The sequence below is a fragment of the Alcaligenes faecalis genome (genome assembly GCF_009497775.1).
Classification (GTDB): Bacteria; Pseudomonadota; Gammaproteobacteria; order Burkholderiales; family Burkholderiaceae_B; genus Alcaligenes; species Alcaligenes faecalis_D.
In genome coordinates, this window is record NZ_CP031012.1 from 355,725 (window position 1) to 372,891 (window position 17,167).

19 protein-coding genes are annotated in these 17,167 nt (G+C 57.6%); 11 read left to right on the forward strand and 8 right to left on the reverse strand.

Annotation, left to right across the window (positions count from 1 at the left end; all coding sequences use genetic code 11):
- Entirely contained in the window at nucleotides 1-570 is a 570-nt protein-coding gene (locus tag DUD43_RS01605) for a DMT family transporter (RefSeq protein WP_153228865.1), read from the reverse strand.
- A gap of 89 nt (nucleotides 571-659) precedes the next feature.
- On the opposite strand from DUD43_RS01605, the gene DUD43_RS01610 reads away from it, so the two are divergent.
- The gene (locus DUD43_RS01610) at nucleotides 660-1,556 is read left to right on the forward strand and encodes a LysR family transcriptional regulator (RefSeq protein WP_153231509.1); all 897 of its coding nucleotides are present in this window, start codon (nucleotides 660-662) and stop codon (nucleotides 1,554-1,556) included.
- Between the two features lie 169 nt (nucleotides 1,557-1,725).
- Nucleotides 1,726-2,700: a FecR family protein gene (locus DUD43_RS01615; RefSeq protein ID WP_153228866.1), complete on the forward strand. Its 975-nt coding sequence runs from the start codon at nucleotides 1,726-1,728 to the stop codon at nucleotides 2,698-2,700.
- 33 nt (nucleotides 2,701-2,733) lie between these two features.
- Here the strand turns inward: DUD43_RS01615 and DUD43_RS01620 are convergent, their stop codons facing one another.
- The 3 genes from DUD43_RS01620 to DUD43_RS01630 all read right to left on the reverse strand — a co-directional run bounded on the left by DUD43_RS01620 (nucleotide 2,734) and on the right by DUD43_RS01630 (nucleotide 5,724).
- A complete protein-coding gene (locus tag DUD43_RS01620; protein WP_153228867.1) occupies nucleotides 2,734-4,293 on the reverse strand; it encodes a TerC family protein in 1,560 nt (519 codons plus the stop codon).
- Nucleotides 4,294-4,364: 71 nt separating this feature from the next.
- The gene (locus DUD43_RS01625) at nucleotides 4,365-4,715 is read right to left on the reverse strand and encodes a hypothetical protein (protein ID WP_153228868.1); all 351 of its coding nucleotides are present in this window, start codon (nucleotides 4,713-4,715) and stop codon (nucleotides 4,365-4,367) included.
- Nucleotides 4,716-4,860: 145 nt separating this feature from the next.
- On the reverse strand, nucleotides 4,861-5,724 hold the full coding sequence (locus DUD43_RS01630; protein ID WP_153228869.1) for a pirin family protein: 864 nt from the start codon (nucleotides 5,722-5,724) through the stop codon (nucleotides 4,861-4,863).
- A gap of 191 nt (nucleotides 5,725-5,915) precedes the next feature.
- Between DUD43_RS01630 and DUD43_RS01635 the strand changes: the two genes are divergently transcribed.
- From DUD43_RS01635 to DUD43_RS19080, 4 genes are read left to right on the forward strand one after another with little or no spacing between them, the layout of a single operon-like run.
- A complete protein-coding gene (locus DUD43_RS01635) occupies nucleotides 5,916-6,653 on the forward strand; it encodes a sterol desaturase family protein (protein ID WP_153228870.1) in 738 nt (245 codons plus the stop codon).
- Complete coding sequence (locus DUD43_RS01640; RefSeq protein WP_153228871.1) at nucleotides 6,650-7,564, forward strand: fatty acid desaturase; 915 nt, start codon at nucleotides 6,650-6,652, stop codon at nucleotides 7,562-7,564. The genes DUD43_RS01635 and DUD43_RS01640 overlap by 4 nt, the downstream gene beginning before the upstream one ends.
- A gap of 14 nt (nucleotides 7,565-7,578) precedes the next feature.
- Complete coding sequence (locus tag DUD43_RS01645) at nucleotides 7,579-9,489, forward strand: beta-ketoacyl-ACP synthase III (protein WP_153228872.1); 1,911 nt, start codon at nucleotides 7,579-7,581, stop codon at nucleotides 9,487-9,489.
- Between the two features lie 3 nt (nucleotides 9,490-9,492).
- A complete protein-coding gene (locus DUD43_RS19080) occupies nucleotides 9,493-10,419 on the forward strand; it encodes a DUF6999 family protein (RefSeq protein WP_194273429.1) in 927 nt (308 codons plus the stop codon).
- Nucleotides 10,420-10,534: 115 nt separating this feature from the next.
- Here DUD43_RS19080 and DUD43_RS01660 read toward each other — a convergent pair whose 3' ends face one another.
- Complete coding sequence (locus DUD43_RS01660) at nucleotides 10,535-10,828, reverse strand: DUF1330 domain-containing protein (protein ID WP_153228875.1); 294 nt, start codon at nucleotides 10,826-10,828, stop codon at nucleotides 10,535-10,537.
- Between the two features lie 17 nt (nucleotides 10,829-10,845).
- Nucleotides 10,846-11,688, reverse strand: a complete 843-nt coding sequence (locus DUD43_RS01665) for a branched-chain amino acid aminotransferase (protein ID WP_153228876.1) — start codon at nucleotides 11,686-11,688, stop codon at nucleotides 10,846-10,848.
- 108 nt (nucleotides 11,689-11,796) lie between these two features.
- Here DUD43_RS01665 and DUD43_RS01670 point away from each other — a divergent pair, with 108 nt between their 5' ends.
- Entirely contained in the window at nucleotides 11,797-12,717 is a 921-nt protein-coding gene (locus tag DUD43_RS01670) for a LysR family transcriptional regulator (protein WP_153228877.1), read from the forward strand.
- 86 nt (nucleotides 12,718-12,803) lie between these two features.
- Here DUD43_RS01670 and DUD43_RS01675 read toward each other — a convergent pair whose 3' ends face one another.
- Both DUD43_RS01675 and DUD43_RS01680 read right to left on the reverse strand, forming a co-directional pair.
- The gene (locus DUD43_RS01675) at nucleotides 12,804-13,295 is read right to left on the reverse strand and encodes a GNAT family N-acetyltransferase (protein ID WP_153228878.1); all 492 of its coding nucleotides are present in this window, start codon (nucleotides 13,293-13,295) and stop codon (nucleotides 12,804-12,806) included.
- A 36-nt stretch (nucleotides 13,296-13,331) separates the two neighbouring features.
- On the reverse strand, nucleotides 13,332-14,435 hold the full coding sequence (locus tag DUD43_RS01680) for a DUF418 domain-containing protein (protein WP_153228879.1): 1,104 nt from the start codon (nucleotides 14,433-14,435) through the stop codon (nucleotides 13,332-13,334).
- Nucleotides 14,436-14,513: 78 nt separating this feature from the next.
- On the opposite strand from DUD43_RS01680, the gene DUD43_RS01685 reads away from it, so the two are divergent.
- The 4 genes from DUD43_RS01685 to DUD43_RS01700 all read left to right on the forward strand — a co-directional run bounded on the left by DUD43_RS01685 (nucleotide 14,514) and on the right by DUD43_RS01700 (nucleotide 17,164).
- The gene (locus tag DUD43_RS01685; protein WP_153228880.1) at nucleotides 14,514-15,125 is read left to right on the forward strand and encodes a TetR/AcrR family transcriptional regulator; all 612 of its coding nucleotides are present in this window, start codon (nucleotides 14,514-14,516) and stop codon (nucleotides 15,123-15,125) included.
- A gap of 72 nt (nucleotides 15,126-15,197) precedes the next feature.
- On the forward strand, nucleotides 15,198-15,812 hold the full coding sequence (locus tag DUD43_RS01690; RefSeq protein ID WP_153228881.1) for a GrpB family protein: 615 nt from the start codon (nucleotides 15,198-15,200) through the stop codon (nucleotides 15,810-15,812).
- Nucleotides 15,813-15,877: 65 nt separating this feature from the next.
- The gene (locus DUD43_RS01695; protein WP_153228882.1) at nucleotides 15,878-16,315 is read left to right on the forward strand and encodes an acetyltransferase; all 438 of its coding nucleotides are present in this window, start codon (nucleotides 15,878-15,880) and stop codon (nucleotides 16,313-16,315) included.
- 78 nt (nucleotides 16,316-16,393) lie between these two features.
- Entirely contained in the window at nucleotides 16,394-17,164 is a 771-nt protein-coding gene (locus DUD43_RS01700; RefSeq protein ID WP_153228883.1) for an APH(3')-II family aminoglycoside O-phosphotransferase, read from the forward strand.
- The last annotated feature ends 3 nt before the right edge of the window (nucleotides 17,165-17,167 follow it).

Here is a 17,167-nt window from a genome sequence, read left to right on the forward strand (position 1 = left end):
TCAAGAGCGGGTGCTGCTTTCAGCGCCTGCGCTTTGAGCCACGCTTGGATTGCTTTCCAGAGCGCCACTGTGATCTGCAGTGGCGCTTTTGTTTTCAGCCGCAGCAGGCACCGAAGGCGTAAACCATTGCACCAGGCCCATGCCGGCCAAAATCAGCAGCACGCCCACTATGCGTCCCATATGCACAGGGCGCGGGGTCAGGCCCATCAAACCGTAGTGGTCGATCAGCATGGAGCTGAGCATTTGCCCGGCCACCACACAGACAATAAAGCTGGCGGCGCCCATGCGTGGCGTCAGAATCAGGGCGGCGCTGATGTAAATGACGCCGCCAATCCCGCCCGTCCATACCCACCAGGGGGCGTGCGCCAGTTGTGCAGTCAGGGGAGCGGGGGCGCGCATCAGCCAGATTGTGGGCAACACCAGGGCTGCACTGATACAGAGCGAGACCAGCGTGGCCCATAGCGGATGCCCCAGGACTTTACCCAGAACGGCATTGCTGGCGGCTTGAAACGGCACGGCTGATCCAGCAAAGACAGCCACCAACATACTGAACAAAGCGGTACCGGGCATGAGCGCATCTCCATAAGAATCAAAGCTCTATCTTGCACTATTCGCGATTCTTATTGAAATTAATAGTGTGCACAGTCATTATTCGTTCTATGGATGAACTGCGCCGTATAGACCTGAATTTGATGCTGAGCCTGCATGCCTTGTTGACCGAACAGCATGTGACGCGGGCTGCCCAACGCTTGCATAAAAGCCAGCCTGCCGTGAGCCACGCCTTGGCGCATTTGCGGCAGGTGTTCAACGATCCCTTGTTGATACGCCGTGGCTCCCGGCTGGAACTGACCGCGCTGGCCTTGCAATTGCAGCGCCCTCTGGAACAGGCATTGCAGCAGTTAAATGGCCTGCTGGATGCGGGTGGCTTTGACCCGGCCAGTGAAGAGCGTGAATTTCGCTTGGCCATGTCGGATTACGGCGCGCAAATCGTCTTGCCACCGTTGATGCGCCGCCTGCGTCGTGATGCACCGGGTATTCGGCTGGCGGTTAGCCAGGCCAGCCGGGAAGCCATGCAAGGCCAACTGCGTGATGGTGAGATTGATCTGGCCTTGAGCGTGTTCTCGGAAATTCCGGCCAACCTGCAGGCGCAGACCTTGTTTGAGGAACACCTGATCTGTATTGCGGATCGGGCCAGTCTACGCGGTGGGGAAGTGCCTGCTCTGGAAGAGTGGTTGCAGCGTCCGCATGTGCTGCTGGCCATGCGTCCGGGAGGGGAAAGCGAGGTCGATAATGTCCTGAATCGGCTCGGTCTTAAACGGCAGATTGCCCTGTCCTTGCCGCACTGGAGTGCTGCGGCCCAGGTCCTGGCAGGCACGGACCTGATTTTGACGGTATCCAGCCGTAGTGCCGAGCATTTGCGCGAGCAGGCCGAGCTGGTGTTTTTCCAGCCTCCCTTGCCCATTCCCTCGGTTTTGTTTCAGCAAGTCTGGCATAGCCGTCGCCAGGCGGACCCGGCCCATGTCTGGCTGCGCCAGCAGTTGATGCAGTGCTGTTAAGGCCCGTCTTTACCCTTTATGACGGGCTATGGCTTGACGATAGGGCCTGCAGTTTCCGACAATTTATGTTTGCTTTTGAATTTCAGCTTTTATCTGTTTAAACGGATAGATAAAACGTTTTGGATTGCGATTGTCAGTCCCTGTGTAGTGCTTTTTGAATTGATTGTTGATGAACCCTGCCAATGCCTTGAATCTGGATGAAGACACCTTGCACAAGGAGGCACGAGCCTGGGTCAGCCGCCTGAAAACGTCCTCGCTGACCTCTCGTCAGGCTCGGGAACTGCGCCGCTGGTGTGGGCGCAGTCCTTCTCACGCATCCGCTTTTGCGCACGCGCGCGAAATGTGGGATGCCATGCCCCAAGATCGTGAAGATTGGCTGCGCGAAGCCAAGTTGATGAAAAAACGCGGTCACCAGCCTTTGCGCCGTGCCTTGCTGGGCGGTTTGCTGGTGGGCGGCGGTCTGTACCTGGTCGCCAAACCCCCCATGCAGTTATGGCCCTCGCTGGCTGATTTGCGTGCCGACTACCGCACGGGTGCGGGTGAGCAGCGGCGCGTGCAGTTGCTGGACCATGTCTGGCTGGATATGAATACACGCAGTCGCCTGAATGTCAGTGACGACCCGCATCTGGGCCGGATCGTGGCCCTGCTGGATGGTGAAGTGGAAGTGCGTCAGTCCGAGCGCTCGGCCTCGGTGTGTACGGTGTTTGCCGGTGCTGGCTCCATTCAGACCTTTAATGGCCGTACCAATATTCGCTATCTGGATGGCAAGACCCAGGTGACCTGTTTGTCCGGCAGTGCCCAGGTGGATTTTGGTGGACAGGGATACCGGCTGGCGGCGGGTGAGCAGCTGGTGTATGGACGCCATGCAATCAGCTCGGTGCAGACGGTCGCGGCGGAGGATTTCCCGTCCTGGCGTCAGCGCCAACTGGTTTTCCACGAACAGCCCTTGTCTCAAGTGCTGGCTGAGTTGAACCGCTATTGGGCGGGACATCTGATTTTGCGGGACGGCTCCTTGGGCCATGTGCTGGTCAGTTTTGCGGTCAGCCTGGATAGCCTGTCCGAAGCGCTGGATATTTTGCAGCAGCTCTATGGCGTGGATGTGATGCGCCTGCCCGGTGGAATTGCTCTTTTGAGCCGTGCCTGATTGAAAAAGGCCCGCTTTGCAGCGGGCCTTTTTTTACTCTTGTGTCAGCTCCGGTGCCTGCAAGCGGCTGACGTGTACCGTCGCAATACGGCGCTGGCTGACTTCGGTAATCTCGAAGCGCAAGCCGTCTGCTTCAACAACCGTGCCCACTTTGGGCAAAGAGTCCAGACGCTCCAGCAAGAAACCGGCCACGGAATTAAAGCTGCTGTCTTTCAGGAGCAGATCGTCCGCTTCCACCGCCTGGGCCAGCAAGAGCAAGTCTATGCTGCCATCTACCTGCCACAGATTGGGGCCAATTTGCTGAATGGCGGGTTGTTCGTCCTCGTCGGGGAACTCGCCGGCAATGGCTTCCAGAATGTCGATGGGGGTTAGCAGGCCTTCAATTGCGCCGTATTCGTCGGTTACCAGCACGAACTGGCCATTGGACTGCTTCAGCATGGCAATCGCGCTGAGTACATCGGTGTGCTCGTGCACGATGATGGGCTCACGCAGATCCGGCCACAGTTTTACTTGCGGATATTCGTCCAGATCGGCCAGCAAGTCCTTGGCGCGGGCCACACCCACCACCTGATCCAGATCGCCCTGACACACAGGCAAGAAGCTGTGCGGGGTAGAGCGCAATTGCTGGCGCAGGGTGTCGGCGGAGTCCTCAATATTGAGCCAGGTAATTTCCTGACGAGGGGTCATTAGAGAGCGGATAGGGCGTTCTGCCAGGCTGAGCACGCCGCTGACCATATTGCGTTCTTCGGTGCGGAAAGCCTGCTCGTCCAGTTCCAGCTGGCCATCGCTGCCGCCGTCGTCCTTGTCTTCATTCTTGCGGTTGCTCAGCATGCGCAGCACGGCTTCAGCGGTACGGTCACGCAAAGGACGGCGTGACTGCGAGCGTTGCAGGCTGCGGCGGGCAATCTGGTTGAAGAACTCGATCAGGATGGAGAAGCCAATGGCCGCGTACAGATAGCCCTTGGGAATCTTGAAGCCCAGGCCTTCGGCAGTCAGCGTCAGACCAATCATCAGCAAGAAGCTCAGGCACAGCACCACCACGGTGGGGTGGTTGTTCACGAAGGTGGTCAGTGGCTTGGAGGCCCAGATCATCAAACCGATGGAGATGATAACGGCCGTCATCATGACGGGCAGTTCGTCCACCATACCCACGGCGGTAATCACCGCATCCAGGGAGAACACGGCATCGAGCACCACAATTTGCGCCACGACCACACCGAAGCTGGCGTAAGCCTTGTTGGTGCTGGCGTGGTGGCTGCCGCCTTCCAGACGTTCATGCAGTTCGCTGGTGGCCTTGAACAGCAGGAACAGACCACCCAGCAGCAGGATCAGGTCGCGCCCGGAGAAACTAAGCGGGCCAATGGAGAACAGCGGCGTGGTCAGGGTGACCAGCCAGGAGACGATGGTAAGCAGACCCAGGCGCATGATCAGCGCCAGAGACAGGCCGATCAGACGAGCACGGTCGCGCTGATGTGGGGGAAGTTTATCGGCCAGAATCGCGATAAAGATCAGGTTGTCGATGCCGAGAACAATCTCCAGCACCACCAGAGTTAATAAGCCGACCCAGATGCTGGGATCGAGTAGCCATTCCATGATGTTGTCCTGTTAGACAGATAAATAAGTGCAAAAAAGCAAAGAGACAGGGCGCCGCAAAGCGTCAGGGGTCAGACGCGGGGCGGGCGGTGCTCCGGGGCAAATTCGCAGCAAATTGCTGGCAGGGAATAGGGCGGACACGCCGAGGGCCAGGCATGCAGCCAGAAAGACTGAACCGGGCAGGGCAAGGGGGTATCCGCGTGATCGGCATACTGTTGCATGGGCGTGTGCGCCAGAATGGCGCTGAGCTGCTGCAAGGGATGATTCCCCGATAGGACACGTTGCTGTGCAGGCTCGGTCGCATTGGCTTCGTGTTGAACGAACAACGCGGATTGACCACCTTGCACGGTTGCGTGGTAGTGGGAGCTGTAAGCCTGCAGGGGAAGGATAAGAAGCAAGACGACGACGAACCAGCGTCTCATAGTGTCTAAGGGAAGTCGATGACGGTTCAGTATATCGTATGCGGGCTGGCTCAATGCAAGTGTGCGGTGATGATGGATGAGGAGGGCCGGGTGGCAGGGCCTGCCATCGGGGCGTGTGGCGACCTTGAAATCGCAGAGGGAATGTTCAGCCCAGACAGCCAAACCGGCCCTGATCAAAATCGGCAATTGCCTGGGTAATTTCCTGTTGTGTATTCATCACAAAAGAGCCGTAGGCCAGGACAGGCTCATCAATGGGCTCGCCGCCCAGTAAAAGCAGGTGGGCGTCGCTTTGGGCATTCAGTCTGATGCTCTGGCCTTCCAGGCTCAGCAACACAACCTGGGCGGGGCGGACCCGTGTTTGCTGGTTCACCTGTACCTCGCCGTCCAGCACCAGCAAGCTGGTGTTCCAGCCCTCGGGCACTTGAAAACAGGCTTGATGCCCGGCCTTGATCTCTATGTCCCACAAGAGGAGCGGGCTGTGATGTCGGGCCGCGCCGGGCTGTTCCAGGTACTGACCGGCAATCACTCGTATCTGTCCTGCCTGATCGGGCAGGGCCAGGACGGGAATGTCTACGCTGGGCAGAAATTGCTGGCTGGGGGGCAGGGTTTTCGCACAGGCTGGCAGGTTGACCCATAGCTGCACCATCTCCCACGTACCGCCCTGGCGGGCGAAGGGTTCGGAATGGCTGGCCTTGTACAGCAGGCCGGAGGCCGCGCTGAGCCATTGCACATCGCCCGGACCCAGAATGGCGCTATGGCCGGTGGAATCGCGATACTCCAGTTCGCCCTGATACACCAGTGTGACGGTTTCAAAACCGCGCTGCGGGGAGCCATGCACCTTGTGTCGACGGCTGCGGGCCGGGTAGTGGGTGGGGGCGGCGTAATTTAAACGCAGAAAGGGGCTGTGTTGATCCGCGTGATCCTGATGGCTGAACAAAGTACGCGCCGCCAGGCCATCGTCACCCGCCAGAGAGGGGCATGGACTGAGGATGCTGGCGACCTTTTTCATGGCATGGGTTCCGATTGAAAAACGCATGCTTTCAAGGATAGGGGCGAAATCCCGCTATGATTAGCCCCCGCTATTGCAAAACTGTATTGCTTTGGCGGGCTGGACGAATGTGAGCAATTAGTAACCAAATTAACAAACGTAATCTCCCTGACCGCGCTAGCATTAGCGCACTTTGTTACGTAGAGAGTGGAATGGGGCAGGCTTTTCAGGCCTTGAGCGTCTGGCAGGTAATGGGCGTGGGCTTATTGTTCTTCGGCGGCATTTACGTGCTGTTTGCACTGGGCACCTTGGCGCTGACACATTGGCTTTTACCCGCCTTGGGTTGGGGACGCCCCCTGGACACGCGCCCGCTGCGCCCTGGTCAGTTGCGCCGGGAATTGAAGCAATCGGGCACGGCCATTCTGATTTTTGGCACAGGCATGATTTTCCCCTGGGGCTTCTTGCAGCTAGGTTGGGCGCATCTGACGCCCAATGCCAGCGCGACCCGCATTGCTCTGGAAATTCTGGCTCTGGTGATCTGGAACGACGTGCATTTCTGGATCAATCATCGTCTCTTGCATACCCGCTGGCTGCGCCGTTACCACGGCCCGCATCATTCTTCCGTGGTGGTGACGCCATTTTCCACCTACAGCTTTCACCCTCTGGAGTCGATCATGCTGGGCAATGTGATCTTGCTGCCCATGGTCGTGCATGATTTCAGCTTCTGGTCGCTTTTGTCCGTGCCCTTGTTCAGCCTGTTTTTCAATAGTATCGGCCACTCCAATTACGACTTTTTCCCCAATGTCTCCAGCCGCCATTGGCTGGCGGCCAGCCGTCGTCACCAGCGCCATCACGCGCAATACAACGGTAATTACGGTTTTCAATTCAGCTTTATGGACCGCCTGTTTGGCACCCGCCTGCCCGATCGCCCCGAGGAGGCGCGGGGATGAGCGCTGCGTGGCGTTTGCGTAAGCCGCGCGATTGGCAAAGCCTGCTGTATCTGATTGCCTACCCGGTGCTGGTGGTCGCGCTGTGGCGGGGTGGTTTCTCCTGGATTCTGTACGGCTTGCTGCTGTTTCTGACGCTGGGCATAGGCGTCATCAACCACAACCATCATCATCTGCGCATGTGGCGCGGCCGTCTTCCCAATCGCTTGACGGATTTCTGGCTGACGCTGGTGCAAGGCCACCCCGCTTGCGTGTTCTGGCCTGCGCATGGGCGCAATCACCATCGCTACAAACATGGCGAAAAAGATGTGGCCCGCACCTACCGTTTCTGGCGGGGCGACACCAACGACACGCTGGGCTGGCTGATGCACCCCTTTGAGGCCGTGCCTGCGCTGTACCCCACGATTTTTGGTTGGCTGGGCAGTCTGCGCCGCCATTGGCCGGGTGTCTGGGCCTATTGCATGGCGCAATACGGCGTGTGGTTGGGAAGCTGGGGCCTGGCCCTGGCGCTGGACCCGATGAAAGGCTTTTTGTACGTCATCCTGCCGCAGCTGCATGGCTTGCACTGGCTGCTGACCACGAATTATCTGCAACATGCTCATGCCGATGGCAGCCATGAAGGCCGGCATGGCGAGCAACTGGCCTATGCCCGTAACTTCGAGGGCCTGGTCAATCCCTTGCTCTTTAATATCGGCCTGCATGTGGCCCACCATGAACATTCACGTGCGCACTGGTCCGAGCTGACACGGCTGCACGATACCGAATACCGAGCCCGCACCCCGGACGCCTTGAACGAAGGGGGGCTGGTGCCTTATATGCTGCGTGTTTTTGTGCTGGGCCTGTTTGTGCCCCGCTACCGCAGTCAATCCTTGAACGCCGTGGGCCAGACGGAGCGTCGGCGTGATTCCGTGTAATCAGGAGTATTTCTATGCCCGTGGCCTTTGAGCACGTTGTTATCCATCAGGCCCAGTGGTTTATGCCCGGCGAGCCGGTCGATAACACCACCATGGATAACTTTATTGCCCCCTTGAATCGTATTTCGGGGCGCATCAAGCAGCGCATTCTGGCCGAAAACGGTATTCAGCAGCGTTACTACGCCATTGGTGAAGATGGCAGCACGCGCTGGAGCAATACGGCCATGGCCGCCAATGCCATCCGCAGTTGCCTGGAGCAGGCGGGGCTGGGTATGGCCGATATTGGCCTGCTGGCCAGCGGCTCGTCGGGTGGCGATTTGCTGATGCCCGGTTTTGCCAACGCGATTCAGGGTGAACTGGCGGCTCCCCCGCTGGAAGTGCATTCCGTACACGGGATTTGCGCCGCGGGTGTCACGGCTTTGCAGACAGTTGCCCAAGGCATCGAGCTGGGGGCGCATCGTCATGGCATGGCCGTGGCCAGTGAAATGCCTTCGCGCCTGTTCCGCCGCTCGCGCTTTGCCTCGCAGGATTATCAAGCGGACTTTGATGCGCACTTCCTGCGCTGGATGCTGTCCGATGGCGCGGGTGCGGCTTTGCTCAGCCATCAGGATCAGGTGCTGCCCACCACCCAGCCCGGTGTGCGTTTGCGCCTGCGCTGGATTCATCAGAAATCCTTCTCCGGTGACTACCCTGTTTGCATGCAGCTAGGTGCCGCACGCGACTCCACGCGTAGCCATTTGGATTACGATTCCTGGGCCGACGCCGAGCAGGCCGGTGCCTTGTCCTTGCGCCAGGACATTCGCCTGCTGCCGCATTTGTTCGACATCGGCATTCATGAGTACGTGAAACTGGTGCGTGATGGTTGGGTAGACCCGGAGCGCATCAGTCATTTCCTGTGCCATTACTCGTCCGAAAAATTCATCCCCGTGGTGGCCGATCTGCTGGAACAGGCAGGTCTGGGCATTCCTGCCGAACGTTGGTACAGCAATCTGCGTTGGCGCGGCAATACGGGCGCAGCCTCCATCCTGATCATGCTGGCCGAGTTCATGCGCGACCGGACCTTGACGCCGGGCGAGCAGATCCTGTGCTACGTGCCCGAGTCGGGCCGCTTCATGACGGCCTACATGCTGCTGGAAGTGGAAGCCTGCGATGCGCCGGCTCCCGCCGTGTCCTACCCGTCTGCCAAGCAATCGGTCGCTGCGTCCTCCGATCAGGTAGATATTGCTCCCCCGCATGACCCCGCCACGGCCCCGCAAGGCTTGCGCGATCTGCTGACGCAATTGGCTCCCATCTGGCACGACTATCGCTCCCAGGTGTGGCGCACTCCCTTGTTGCGCAGCCTGCACGATGGCTCGATTCGCATACAGGACTATCAAAAGTGGATGGCAGACTGGATTCCCCAAGTACGCGAAGGGGCCAAGTGGATGCGCGAAGCCTGCGACTCCCTGTCGCCCGCCTACGCACCGCTGGCCGAGCTGATTCGTCTGCATGCGGGCGAAGAACAGGACGACTTCAAAATTCTGTTCGAGGATTATCAACATGCGGGCGGCACTGCGACCGAGATCGAGCAACTGAGCCGTAATCCCGGCGGTCAGGCCCTGAACTCCTACCTGCATGCCCTGGCGGCCAGTCAGGACCCGATTGGCTTGCTGGGTGCGATTTATATTATTGAAGGCACCGGCCAGCGCATTGTGCCCGCCTTGTTGCCTCTGCTGAAATCCTCGCTGTCGCTGGAACCGAATATGTACCGTTTCCTGCACTATCACGGCATGAACGACGAGCATCACCTGGCCCGTTGGCTGGTGGCGGTGGAGCTGGCTCTGGATTGCGATGAAACAGGTCGCGCCGAGCAGATTATTATTGAAACCGCACGTCGTACCGCCGCCCTGTACCTGATGCAGTTCCAATACGCGAAAGAGTTTTAAGTCATGGATCAAATCCCGGATTTTTTAAGCAAGCCGCATGACCCGCAGGATCCCAACCCCTGGCGGGCCCTGTATCTGGATCGCAGCACGCCCCTGCCTGATGAAGTGAAGCAGGCCTGGCTGGCCGATTCCAGCTCTTCGTCACGCCAGTATTTGCTGCCGTTCTTGCGGCCACTGGCACGCTTGATGATTGTGCTGATTCAGGTCGTTAAAACCTTTTTGCCGCGCAAATGGTCGCACTCGGGCCTGTTGCACCGCATTCTGGTGTGGGGCTTGAAGCGTTTTGTCTCGCCCCAGGCCAACTGGCTGATTCTGCGTCACTTCCATCTGGGTTCACAGGTGCTGGCCTTTATTGCTGCCAACTCGCCCACCAAGGTGCCGACCACGCCGCTGACGCCCATGAACATCGACGAATTGCGCGATCACACCTTTGTGAAGCACGATTTGAATCTGTTCAATTTCGTGATCCGACTGAATCAGACCTTGCGGGACAATAATCAGGAAATCGGCCCGCCGGAGCGGGTGGACTTCTCCATGATTCAACCCGTGCCCCTGGCGCTGGACGATATGCCGCAAGGCCCGCTGAACAAGATGGACCTGCAAAGTGCCATTGAACTGTTCACGCCCTTGTACCAACTGCTGCTGACCGATAACGACTTCTGGCGTGCGGCCAATTCCTTGCAACTGGACGAGACGATCGGGATTTATGCCGCCAAGATTTTGCAGGCGCCCGAGCATCTGATTCTGGTGAACAATGGCCACCCTCTGGTGCCCATGTCGACCTTGCGAGCAGGCTACCGACTGGTGTTGCACGGCTTGTCGACAGAGATGCTGCATAGCCTGCTGAATCAGATGAAGCAGGCGCAAGCGCAGCAGGAAATTGGCCCAGCGCCAGACTTGGCGCAGGACAATAGCGCAGCTTCTCCTTAAGTGTGAGGCAGAAAAAAACGGCTCATACATGAGCCGTTTTTCTGAGCCACGGATTCCCTGCCAAAAGATGCAGAGTGGCATCGAAACCAGTTCTTATAGAGAACGCGGCTATTTCTTACGCTTCAAAACCCGGCACCACAATGAACTCAGCCTCGGAGGCGGGTTCACGGATGGCTTTGGCGGCCTGGTATTGGGCCGACTCGTAAAAGGCCTGGGCCTGGGCCACATCAGGAAATTCCACCACCACGGTGCGGCGTGTGTCGGCAGGACCTTCCAGAGTGATGGGCGCTTGGCTGCGGGCCAGAAAACGGCCCCCGTGAGCCTTGATGATGGCGGGACTCAGCGCCGTGTAGTTGGCGTAGGAGTCTGGGTCATGGACGTGTACGCGGGCGATCAGGTAAGCGGGCATGGCGAGATATCCGTGAATCAGTTGCGTTCGGTGTAGGCCATGTACAGCTCGTGGGCACGGGTTTCAATCGGGCCGCGCGCGTAATGGCGATCGTCAATGCGATTGCAGTGCAGAACCTTGCCGTAGTTGCCGGTACTGAAGACTTCGTCCGCATCCAGCACGTCTTGTGGTGTCAGGCTGGCTTCACGCACTTCAATGCCATCGTCACGCAGCAGTTGCATGACACGTCGGCGGGTAATGCCGTTCAGAAAGGTGCCGTTCAGCTCGGGTGTCAGCACTACGCCGTCCCGCACAATCCACAGATTGGCAACAGCAAATTCGGCGATCTTGCCTTTGGAGTCCAGCACGATGGCGTTGTCAAAACCGCGTGCACTGGCCTCGCGCAAGATGCGCTGGGTATTGGGGTACAGGCAGGAAGCCTTGGCATCGGTAGGTGCCATGGAGGGGTCCGGGCGCAGGAATTCACTGAAAGTGGCGCTAAAGCCGCTGTCGTCCGGCATGGGGGATTCAAAAATATGAATGGCTAACTGGCTGGTGGCTGGATCGGGCTGGATGAAACCGCCGGGCGCGAAATACAGCAGCTTGATGTAGTAATCCGTGGTGTGGGACAGCTTTTTCAGGCCTTCGTGCACCAGGTCTACAGTTTGCTGGGGCGTCATCACCGGCTCCATGCCCAGGGTGACGGCAGAACGGTTCAGGCGCTCACAGTGCAAGTCCAGATCCGGAGTATGGCCCTGAATAGAACGGGCACCATCAAAGACAGTGGTGGCCATCCAGAAAGCATGGTCCGTCGCGCCAATCAGGGGTGCGCTGGTGCTGCTCCATTGACCGTTGGACCAGGTGATTTCATTTTTACTCATGGGGCTTTCCTCCTAGTTTTGTTGGGACGTAGTGGCAATTTATCTTGCCGTTGTACTATTTCCAATACACATAATAGAGAGCAAAAAACGACTTGAGGTGGTGTCAGCGTGCTATCTGATATTTACAAAACATATAACTGGACGCTGGCCGAGCTGCATGCTTTCTGCCTGATCTGTGAGTGCCAGAATCTGAGTCAGGCGGCGCTGCGCATCGGGATCAGCCAGTCGGCTATTTCCTTGATGGTGCAGCGTTGGCGACAGGCTTTGGGCGACCCTTTGTTTGTTCGGGCGCGCTATGGCGTCGCGCCCACGCAGATCGCCATTGCGCTGCGCGAAAAGCTGCAACCTTTGCTGGAAGAGGTAGGCATTGCGCTGACCCAGACCCAGGGCTTCAATCCTGCTCAGTCTACGCGCGTTTTTAAAGTTCATATGACGGACATTGGCCAGTTGGTCTTTTTGCCCGGTCTGAACAACTTTGTGGCCAAACATGCGCCGGGTATTCGTCTGGTGATCAAGAACCTGGGCTGGGAAGCGCTGGAAAGCGGCTTGAGTTCGGGTGAGATTGATGTGGCGATTGGGTCTTTGCCCATGATTAAAGGCCGGGTGCATTCGCGTGCATTTCGGCACGAGCGCTATGTGACAGCCATGCGCAAAGGCCATCCACTGGCTAAAACCGAGCTGGATCTGACCGCCTTTGTGGCGGCAGATCATTTGGCGATTGATGCCACCAGCAGTGGGCATTCTCTGGTGGAAAATGCCCTGCGCGCTCTGGATATGCGCCGCAATATCAGCCTGACGATTCCGCATTACTTGGCGGCCGAGCAGATTCTGGTCAACAGCAATTATTTGCTGACCGTGCCCAATGTAGCGGTGCTGTCTTTTCAGGACCCCGCCGCCTTGCGCATCGTGCCTACGCCGCTGGCTTTACCCAGCTTTGATGTGCGCGTGCATTGGCATGAGCGCAGTCGGCAGGATGAAGGCGTGCGTTGGCTGCGTACGGCTATTTCCGATTTGTTCGAGCAGCGCTAAGCCTGGTTGGCGATTGGGATTCGGTTTGCACAAGGGCTGTACGCGGTTTGCGAAGGCCGTCGCTCAGCCCCTTGCCCATTTGCTTATCAATCAAACTTCAACACGGCTTCCAGCTCGTGTTCCCCATAGGTGCCGCCTGTCAGCTCAAAGCCCAGTTTGGTGTAGAACGCTTCTGGGCTGCCTTCGCCCCGGCTATAGCCCAACCGAATTTCCTTGTAGCCCTGATACTTCAGATCATGGATCAGCAGCGCGATGGCTTTGCGCCCGAAACCCAGATTTTGGAAGGGGGCGGCAATCATGAAACGCCATAAAAAGGCACCGGGATACAGAATGCCTTCGTCGTGGTCAGCACCGATGTGCAGCATGATAAAGCCCACCATCGTGTCATCGGCGTAGATGGCACGGAACCAGGCATTCTCGGAGAAGTGAGCCTCTGCAATGGAAGTGCCATTGTCGGCAATCATGCTGCGCTGTGCGGGAGAAAGGGTCTCGCTGAGCTCGCACACCTCGTAGATGATTTTCGAGTTGATGCGACGAAAAGAGACGGTGGCGTCTTTGGAAACGGTGTGTTTGCTCATATGAATTTAAGGTTTTATGTTCAGAGAAGAGGCGGTTCAGCTGCGCTTGGACCCATAGGTGATACGTCGTAGCACCGCCTCCAAGGGGCCTCGTCCCCAGCGCTGGGCGATCAGACCTGTCAGGCTCATGGCCAGCAGAGCCAGGCCAATGGCGATGACTAGCAATGCCGCATTGCCAAAGGAATCAAACAGGTCCAGGCCATAGCTGCTGAAAATCAGACCAGCCAGAATACCTTGGCTGACATAAGCACTAAGCGAATTGCGGCCCGCTTCAATCAGCACATTGGGCAGCTTGAACCATTGTCCGCAACGCAGCAGCAGGTACAGATACACCGTGGACAACAAGGGCGCGCCGATTGCGATGCTGAAAAGGCCTATCAAGCCCATCAGATTCTCTTCGTTGGACACGCTGGCGCTAAAGAGGTTGATGGCCAGAGCCAGTGGCAAGAGCCAGGGCAGGGCGCGGCCCAGCTGTTGTTGTCCAGGGCTATGGGCTTCAAAAAAGTTGCTTTTGGCCGCGGCCAAGCCCATCAACATGGCTCCAAAGGCCAGCGGACCCTGGTAAAGAAACAGGAAGAAAAAGGACTCCGGCCACTCGCTGATGCGTGCCAGTGTTGCTTCGGTGAAGGCGCCACCCAGTGAGTACACCGGGGCCATGTCTTCGGCATCCGCCAGCAAATAAGCGATCAGTGCCAGACTGACAATTTCCACCAGCACCATTAACAAGGCCACCTTGATCAGCCCGCGTGGAGCCAGTTTGTGCAGCGGCCAGATCAGCACACCCAGCACGGAGTAAAGCAGCAAGATGTCGCCGGTAAAAACCAGCGTCGCGTGCAGGCAACCCAGCACGGCCAGGCCGAGCATGCGGCGGAAATAACGACTGCTCAGGGGGACGCCAGCACGTTCAGCGGAACGTGCCTGGATTTCTATGCCCCAGCCAAAAATCAGCGAGAACAGCAGAAAGAATTTGCCCTGAAACAGAAATTCGATCAGGAAGGCCGCCATGTGGTCATAGGCGGGGGACGTGGCTGTCGGGTCACTGTCGGTCAGTGCCAGATAGGGCAGGTTCACTACACAAATGCCGATCAGGGCAGCGGTGCGAATCAGGTCGATGGAGGAGTTGCGAGTGGCTGAAGACATGGATGTTTATTGATTGAGCGCTTGTTCAATGCCATAATATTGAGCGCTTGCTCAATGTGTCAATAGGGAGGGAAGGGGATGAGTGAAAAAGAAGACAGTGCCACACGAATTCGACAAGCCGCTGTCGAGATCCTGCTGGAAGTGGGGGTACGTGCCGCCACCACTCGCATGGTGACCGAACGGGCTGGTGTGGGCCGTGGACTTTTAAACCATTACTTTCGCTGGTCCGAATTGCGGGCCGAGGCCTGGGGGCAGATTTTTGACCAGTTGCTGGATCAGGAAGCACAAGGCTCGCAAGAGCCGCAGGTCTTGATGGAAAGCTACCTGAGCACCGCCTTTGAGCAGAACAATCGCATTTACTGGTTCTTGTGGCTTGATGCCACCGATCTGGCCAAAACCGATGCCGCCCTGGCGGTGGTGATTACACGGGTACACAGTCGAATGCTGGAGCAACTGGCCTCTTATCTGCGACGAGGGGCCGAGCAAGGGCTGTGGCAAGCGCCCGATCCTGAAGGCATCGCGCTACGGCTGTCCGCCTTGTATGACGGTCTGGCCAATATGTTACTTACGGACTCGACGGATTTGAGTGCAGAGCAAGCCGAACAACATTTACGGCATTTGTTTTTTCTGGAAACCCGGCCGATTTCGGTGGGCAGTGCAGGCCAGGCAAAGTCAGTGCGTGGGCGATAGCCCCAGCCAATAAGGGGGATCTGCCCGGCTCACAAGGCTAAGGCAAGGTCCTTCGTATCAAGGAGAAGTTGTTTGAATAATCAGAACAAAAACGTGCCTGTACGGGCACTGGAACAAATCACCACCTTCGAGGATGGCGATCCCAATGAGAATCCCTGGGTGGCAGGTCAACCCAAGGCAGAGCTGATCGAGGTCCAGGCCTACGATGCGAACTGGCCTGTGCTGTATCAGTGCTTGAGCCAGGAGATTCTGAGGGCTTTGGGTAACAAGGCCCTGACCATTGCGCATGTAGGTTCGACTGCTGTGGTCGGCCTGCCTGCCAAGCCTGTCATTGATATTGATGTGCTGGTGGCGGACCCGGAACAGGAAGAGGACTATGTGCCTGCTTTGGAGGCCTTGGGTTATGCGCTCAGCATACGCGAACGCTCCTGGTATCAGCACCGTATGCTGCGTCAGGAAGAGCCGCGCGTGAACCTGCATGTGTTCGGCTCGGACTGCCCCGAGCATATTCGCCATATCTTGTTTCGGGATTGGTTGGGTACACATCCCGAGGATTTGCAACGCTACGCGGATGCCAAGACGCAGGCCAAAGAAGGGGTCAATAATGTGCGGGACTACAACCAGAGAAAGCAGGCTGTAGTTCGGGATATTTACCGGAAAATCTTTGAGTCTCAAGGTCTGCTGTAACTCCAGGTTGTTTTGTCGGGGGTGATCCTCCCGCTGAAAACCAGATGAACCCTTGAAAGGGAAAGATGATGAATATTCGCCATTCGCGCCCGGAGGACGGGCAACGTGTTGTTGAAATCTGGCGCAAGGCCGTTGATGCCACGCACGATTTTTTATCCGCTCAGGATCGTCAGGAGATTGATGAACTGGTATGTGGCTTTCTGCCTCAGGCCAGCTTGTGGTTGGCGGTGGACGAGGCTGACTACCCGTTGGCTTTCATGCTGATCGACGAAGGCCATATGCAGGCCTTGTTTGTGGACCCGGACAGCCGGGGAACGGGTGTAGGCAAGGCTTTGGTGCTGCATGGCTTGAGCCTGCATCCCACCATGACTACCGATGTGAATGAACAGAATGGGCAAGCCGTGGGCTTTTACGAAAAAATGGGCTTCAAGCGTATTGGGCGCTCGCCTGTGGATGATCAGGGCAAGCCTTATCCGCTGATTCATCTGCAACATCAGGCCTGATGTGCATCGCTGTTTGATTCCTTGGGTGTAATCCCCGCCCCCTGTTTTTAGCGACTGTTTTTAGCAAGGTTTTTGAGTATGAGTTTTCCTGCTGCCTGGCAGACCCGACTGGCCGCCGCCAAGGTGCAACGTCAAACCATTGGAGAGTCTGGAGCCGACGTCTGGCGTCTGGAGTGGCCGGATGGCTCCTGCCAGTTTGTGAAGGCAGAGGATGATCTGCCCTTGGCCGAACTGCCCGATGAAATCGAGCGCCTGCGCTGGATGCACGCGCAAGGTCTGCCTTGTCCTGAGGTGCTGGACACGCTGGTCGCAGATGGCCGCCATTGGCTCCTGATGAGCGCTGTTCCAGGGCGCGATCTGGCCTGCACAGAAGGCTTGTCTCCGCAGCAAACGGTGGAGTTATTGGCTTCGTCCTTGCAAAGCCTGCACCGCTTGCCGATTGAATCCTGTCCCTTCGATCATCGCCTGGAGCACCGTTTGGCCGATGCCAGCGCACGGGCGAAAGCGGGCCTGATTGATGAAGAAGATTTTGACGATGAACGCCAGGGCATGCCGGTTCAAAGCCTGCTGGATGAGCTGTATGCCAGCCGCCCCCAGCAGGAGGATCTGGTGGTCACCCATGGTGATGCCTGTTTGCCCAACTTCATGGTGCATCAAGGGCAGTTCAGCGGTTTTATCGACTGCGGACGCCTGGGCGTGGCGGATCGTTTTCAGGATCTGGCGCTGACGGCGCGCAGCATAGAACGCAATTTAGGCAAGGAGTGGCTGGCGCCTTTCTTTGCCCTGTATGGCGTGGAAATGGATGCCGAGCGCATCGCTTTCTTCTGCCTTCTGGATGAGTTTTTTTAAACC

Bases quoted from the DNA above. Each gene is read 5' to 3' on its own strand.
- DUD43_RS01605 (WP_153228865.1), bottom strand. From the start codon at position 570: ATGCCCGGTACCGCTTTGTTCAGTATGTTGGTGGCTGTCTTTGCTGGA.
- DUD43_RS01610 (WP_153231509.1), top strand. From the start codon at position 660: ATGGATGAACTGCGCCGTATAGACCTGAATTTGATGCTGAGCCTGCAT.
- DUD43_RS01615 (WP_153228866.1), top strand. From the start codon at position 1,726: ATGAACCCTGCCAATGCCTTGAATCTGGATGAAGACACCTTGCACAAG.
- DUD43_RS01620 (WP_153228867.1), bottom strand. From the start codon at position 4,293: ATGGAATGGCTACTCGATCCCAGCATCTGGGTCGGCTTATTAACTCTG.
- DUD43_RS01625 (WP_153228868.1), bottom strand. From the start codon at position 4,715: ATGAGACGCTGGTTCGTCGTCGTCTTGCTTCTTATCCTTCCCCTGCAG.
- DUD43_RS01630 (WP_153228869.1), bottom strand. From the start codon at position 5,724: ATGAAAAAGGTCGCCAGCATCCTCAGTCCATGCCCCTCTCTGGCGGGT.
- DUD43_RS01635 (WP_153228870.1), top strand. From the start codon at position 5,916: ATGGGGCAGGCTTTTCAGGCCTTGAGCGTCTGGCAGGTAATGGGCGTG.
- DUD43_RS01640 (WP_153228871.1), top strand. From the start codon at position 6,650: ATGAGCGCTGCGTGGCGTTTGCGTAAGCCGCGCGATTGGCAAAGCCTG.
- DUD43_RS01645 (WP_153228872.1), top strand. From the start codon at position 7,579: ATGCCCGTGGCCTTTGAGCACGTTGTTATCCATCAGGCCCAGTGGTTT.
- DUD43_RS19080 (WP_194273429.1), top strand. From the start codon at position 9,493: ATGGATCAAATCCCGGATTTTTTAAGCAAGCCGCATGACCCGCAGGAT.
- DUD43_RS01660 (WP_153228875.1), bottom strand. From the start codon at position 10,828: ATGCCCGCTTACCTGATCGCCCGCGTACACGTCCATGACCCAGACTCC.
- DUD43_RS01665 (WP_153228876.1), bottom strand. From the start codon at position 11,688: ATGAGTAAAAATGAAATCACCTGGTCCAACGGTCAATGGAGCAGCACC.
- DUD43_RS01675 (WP_153228878.1), bottom strand. From the start codon at position 13,295: ATGAGCAAACACACCGTTTCCAAAGACGCCACCGTCTCTTTTCGTCGC.
- DUD43_RS01680 (WP_153228879.1), bottom strand. From the start codon at position 14,435: ATGTCTTCAGCCACTCGCAACTCCTCCATCGACCTGATTCGCACCGCT.
- DUD43_RS01685 (WP_153228880.1), top strand. From the start codon at position 14,514: ATGAGTGAAAAAGAAGACAGTGCCACACGAATTCGACAAGCCGCTGTC.
- DUD43_RS01695 (WP_153228882.1), top strand. From the start codon at position 15,878: ATGATGAATATTCGCCATTCGCGCCCGGAGGACGGGCAACGTGTTGTT.
- DUD43_RS01700 (WP_153228883.1), top strand. From the start codon at position 16,394: ATGAGTTTTCCTGCTGCCTGGCAGACCCGACTGGCCGCCGCCAAGGTG.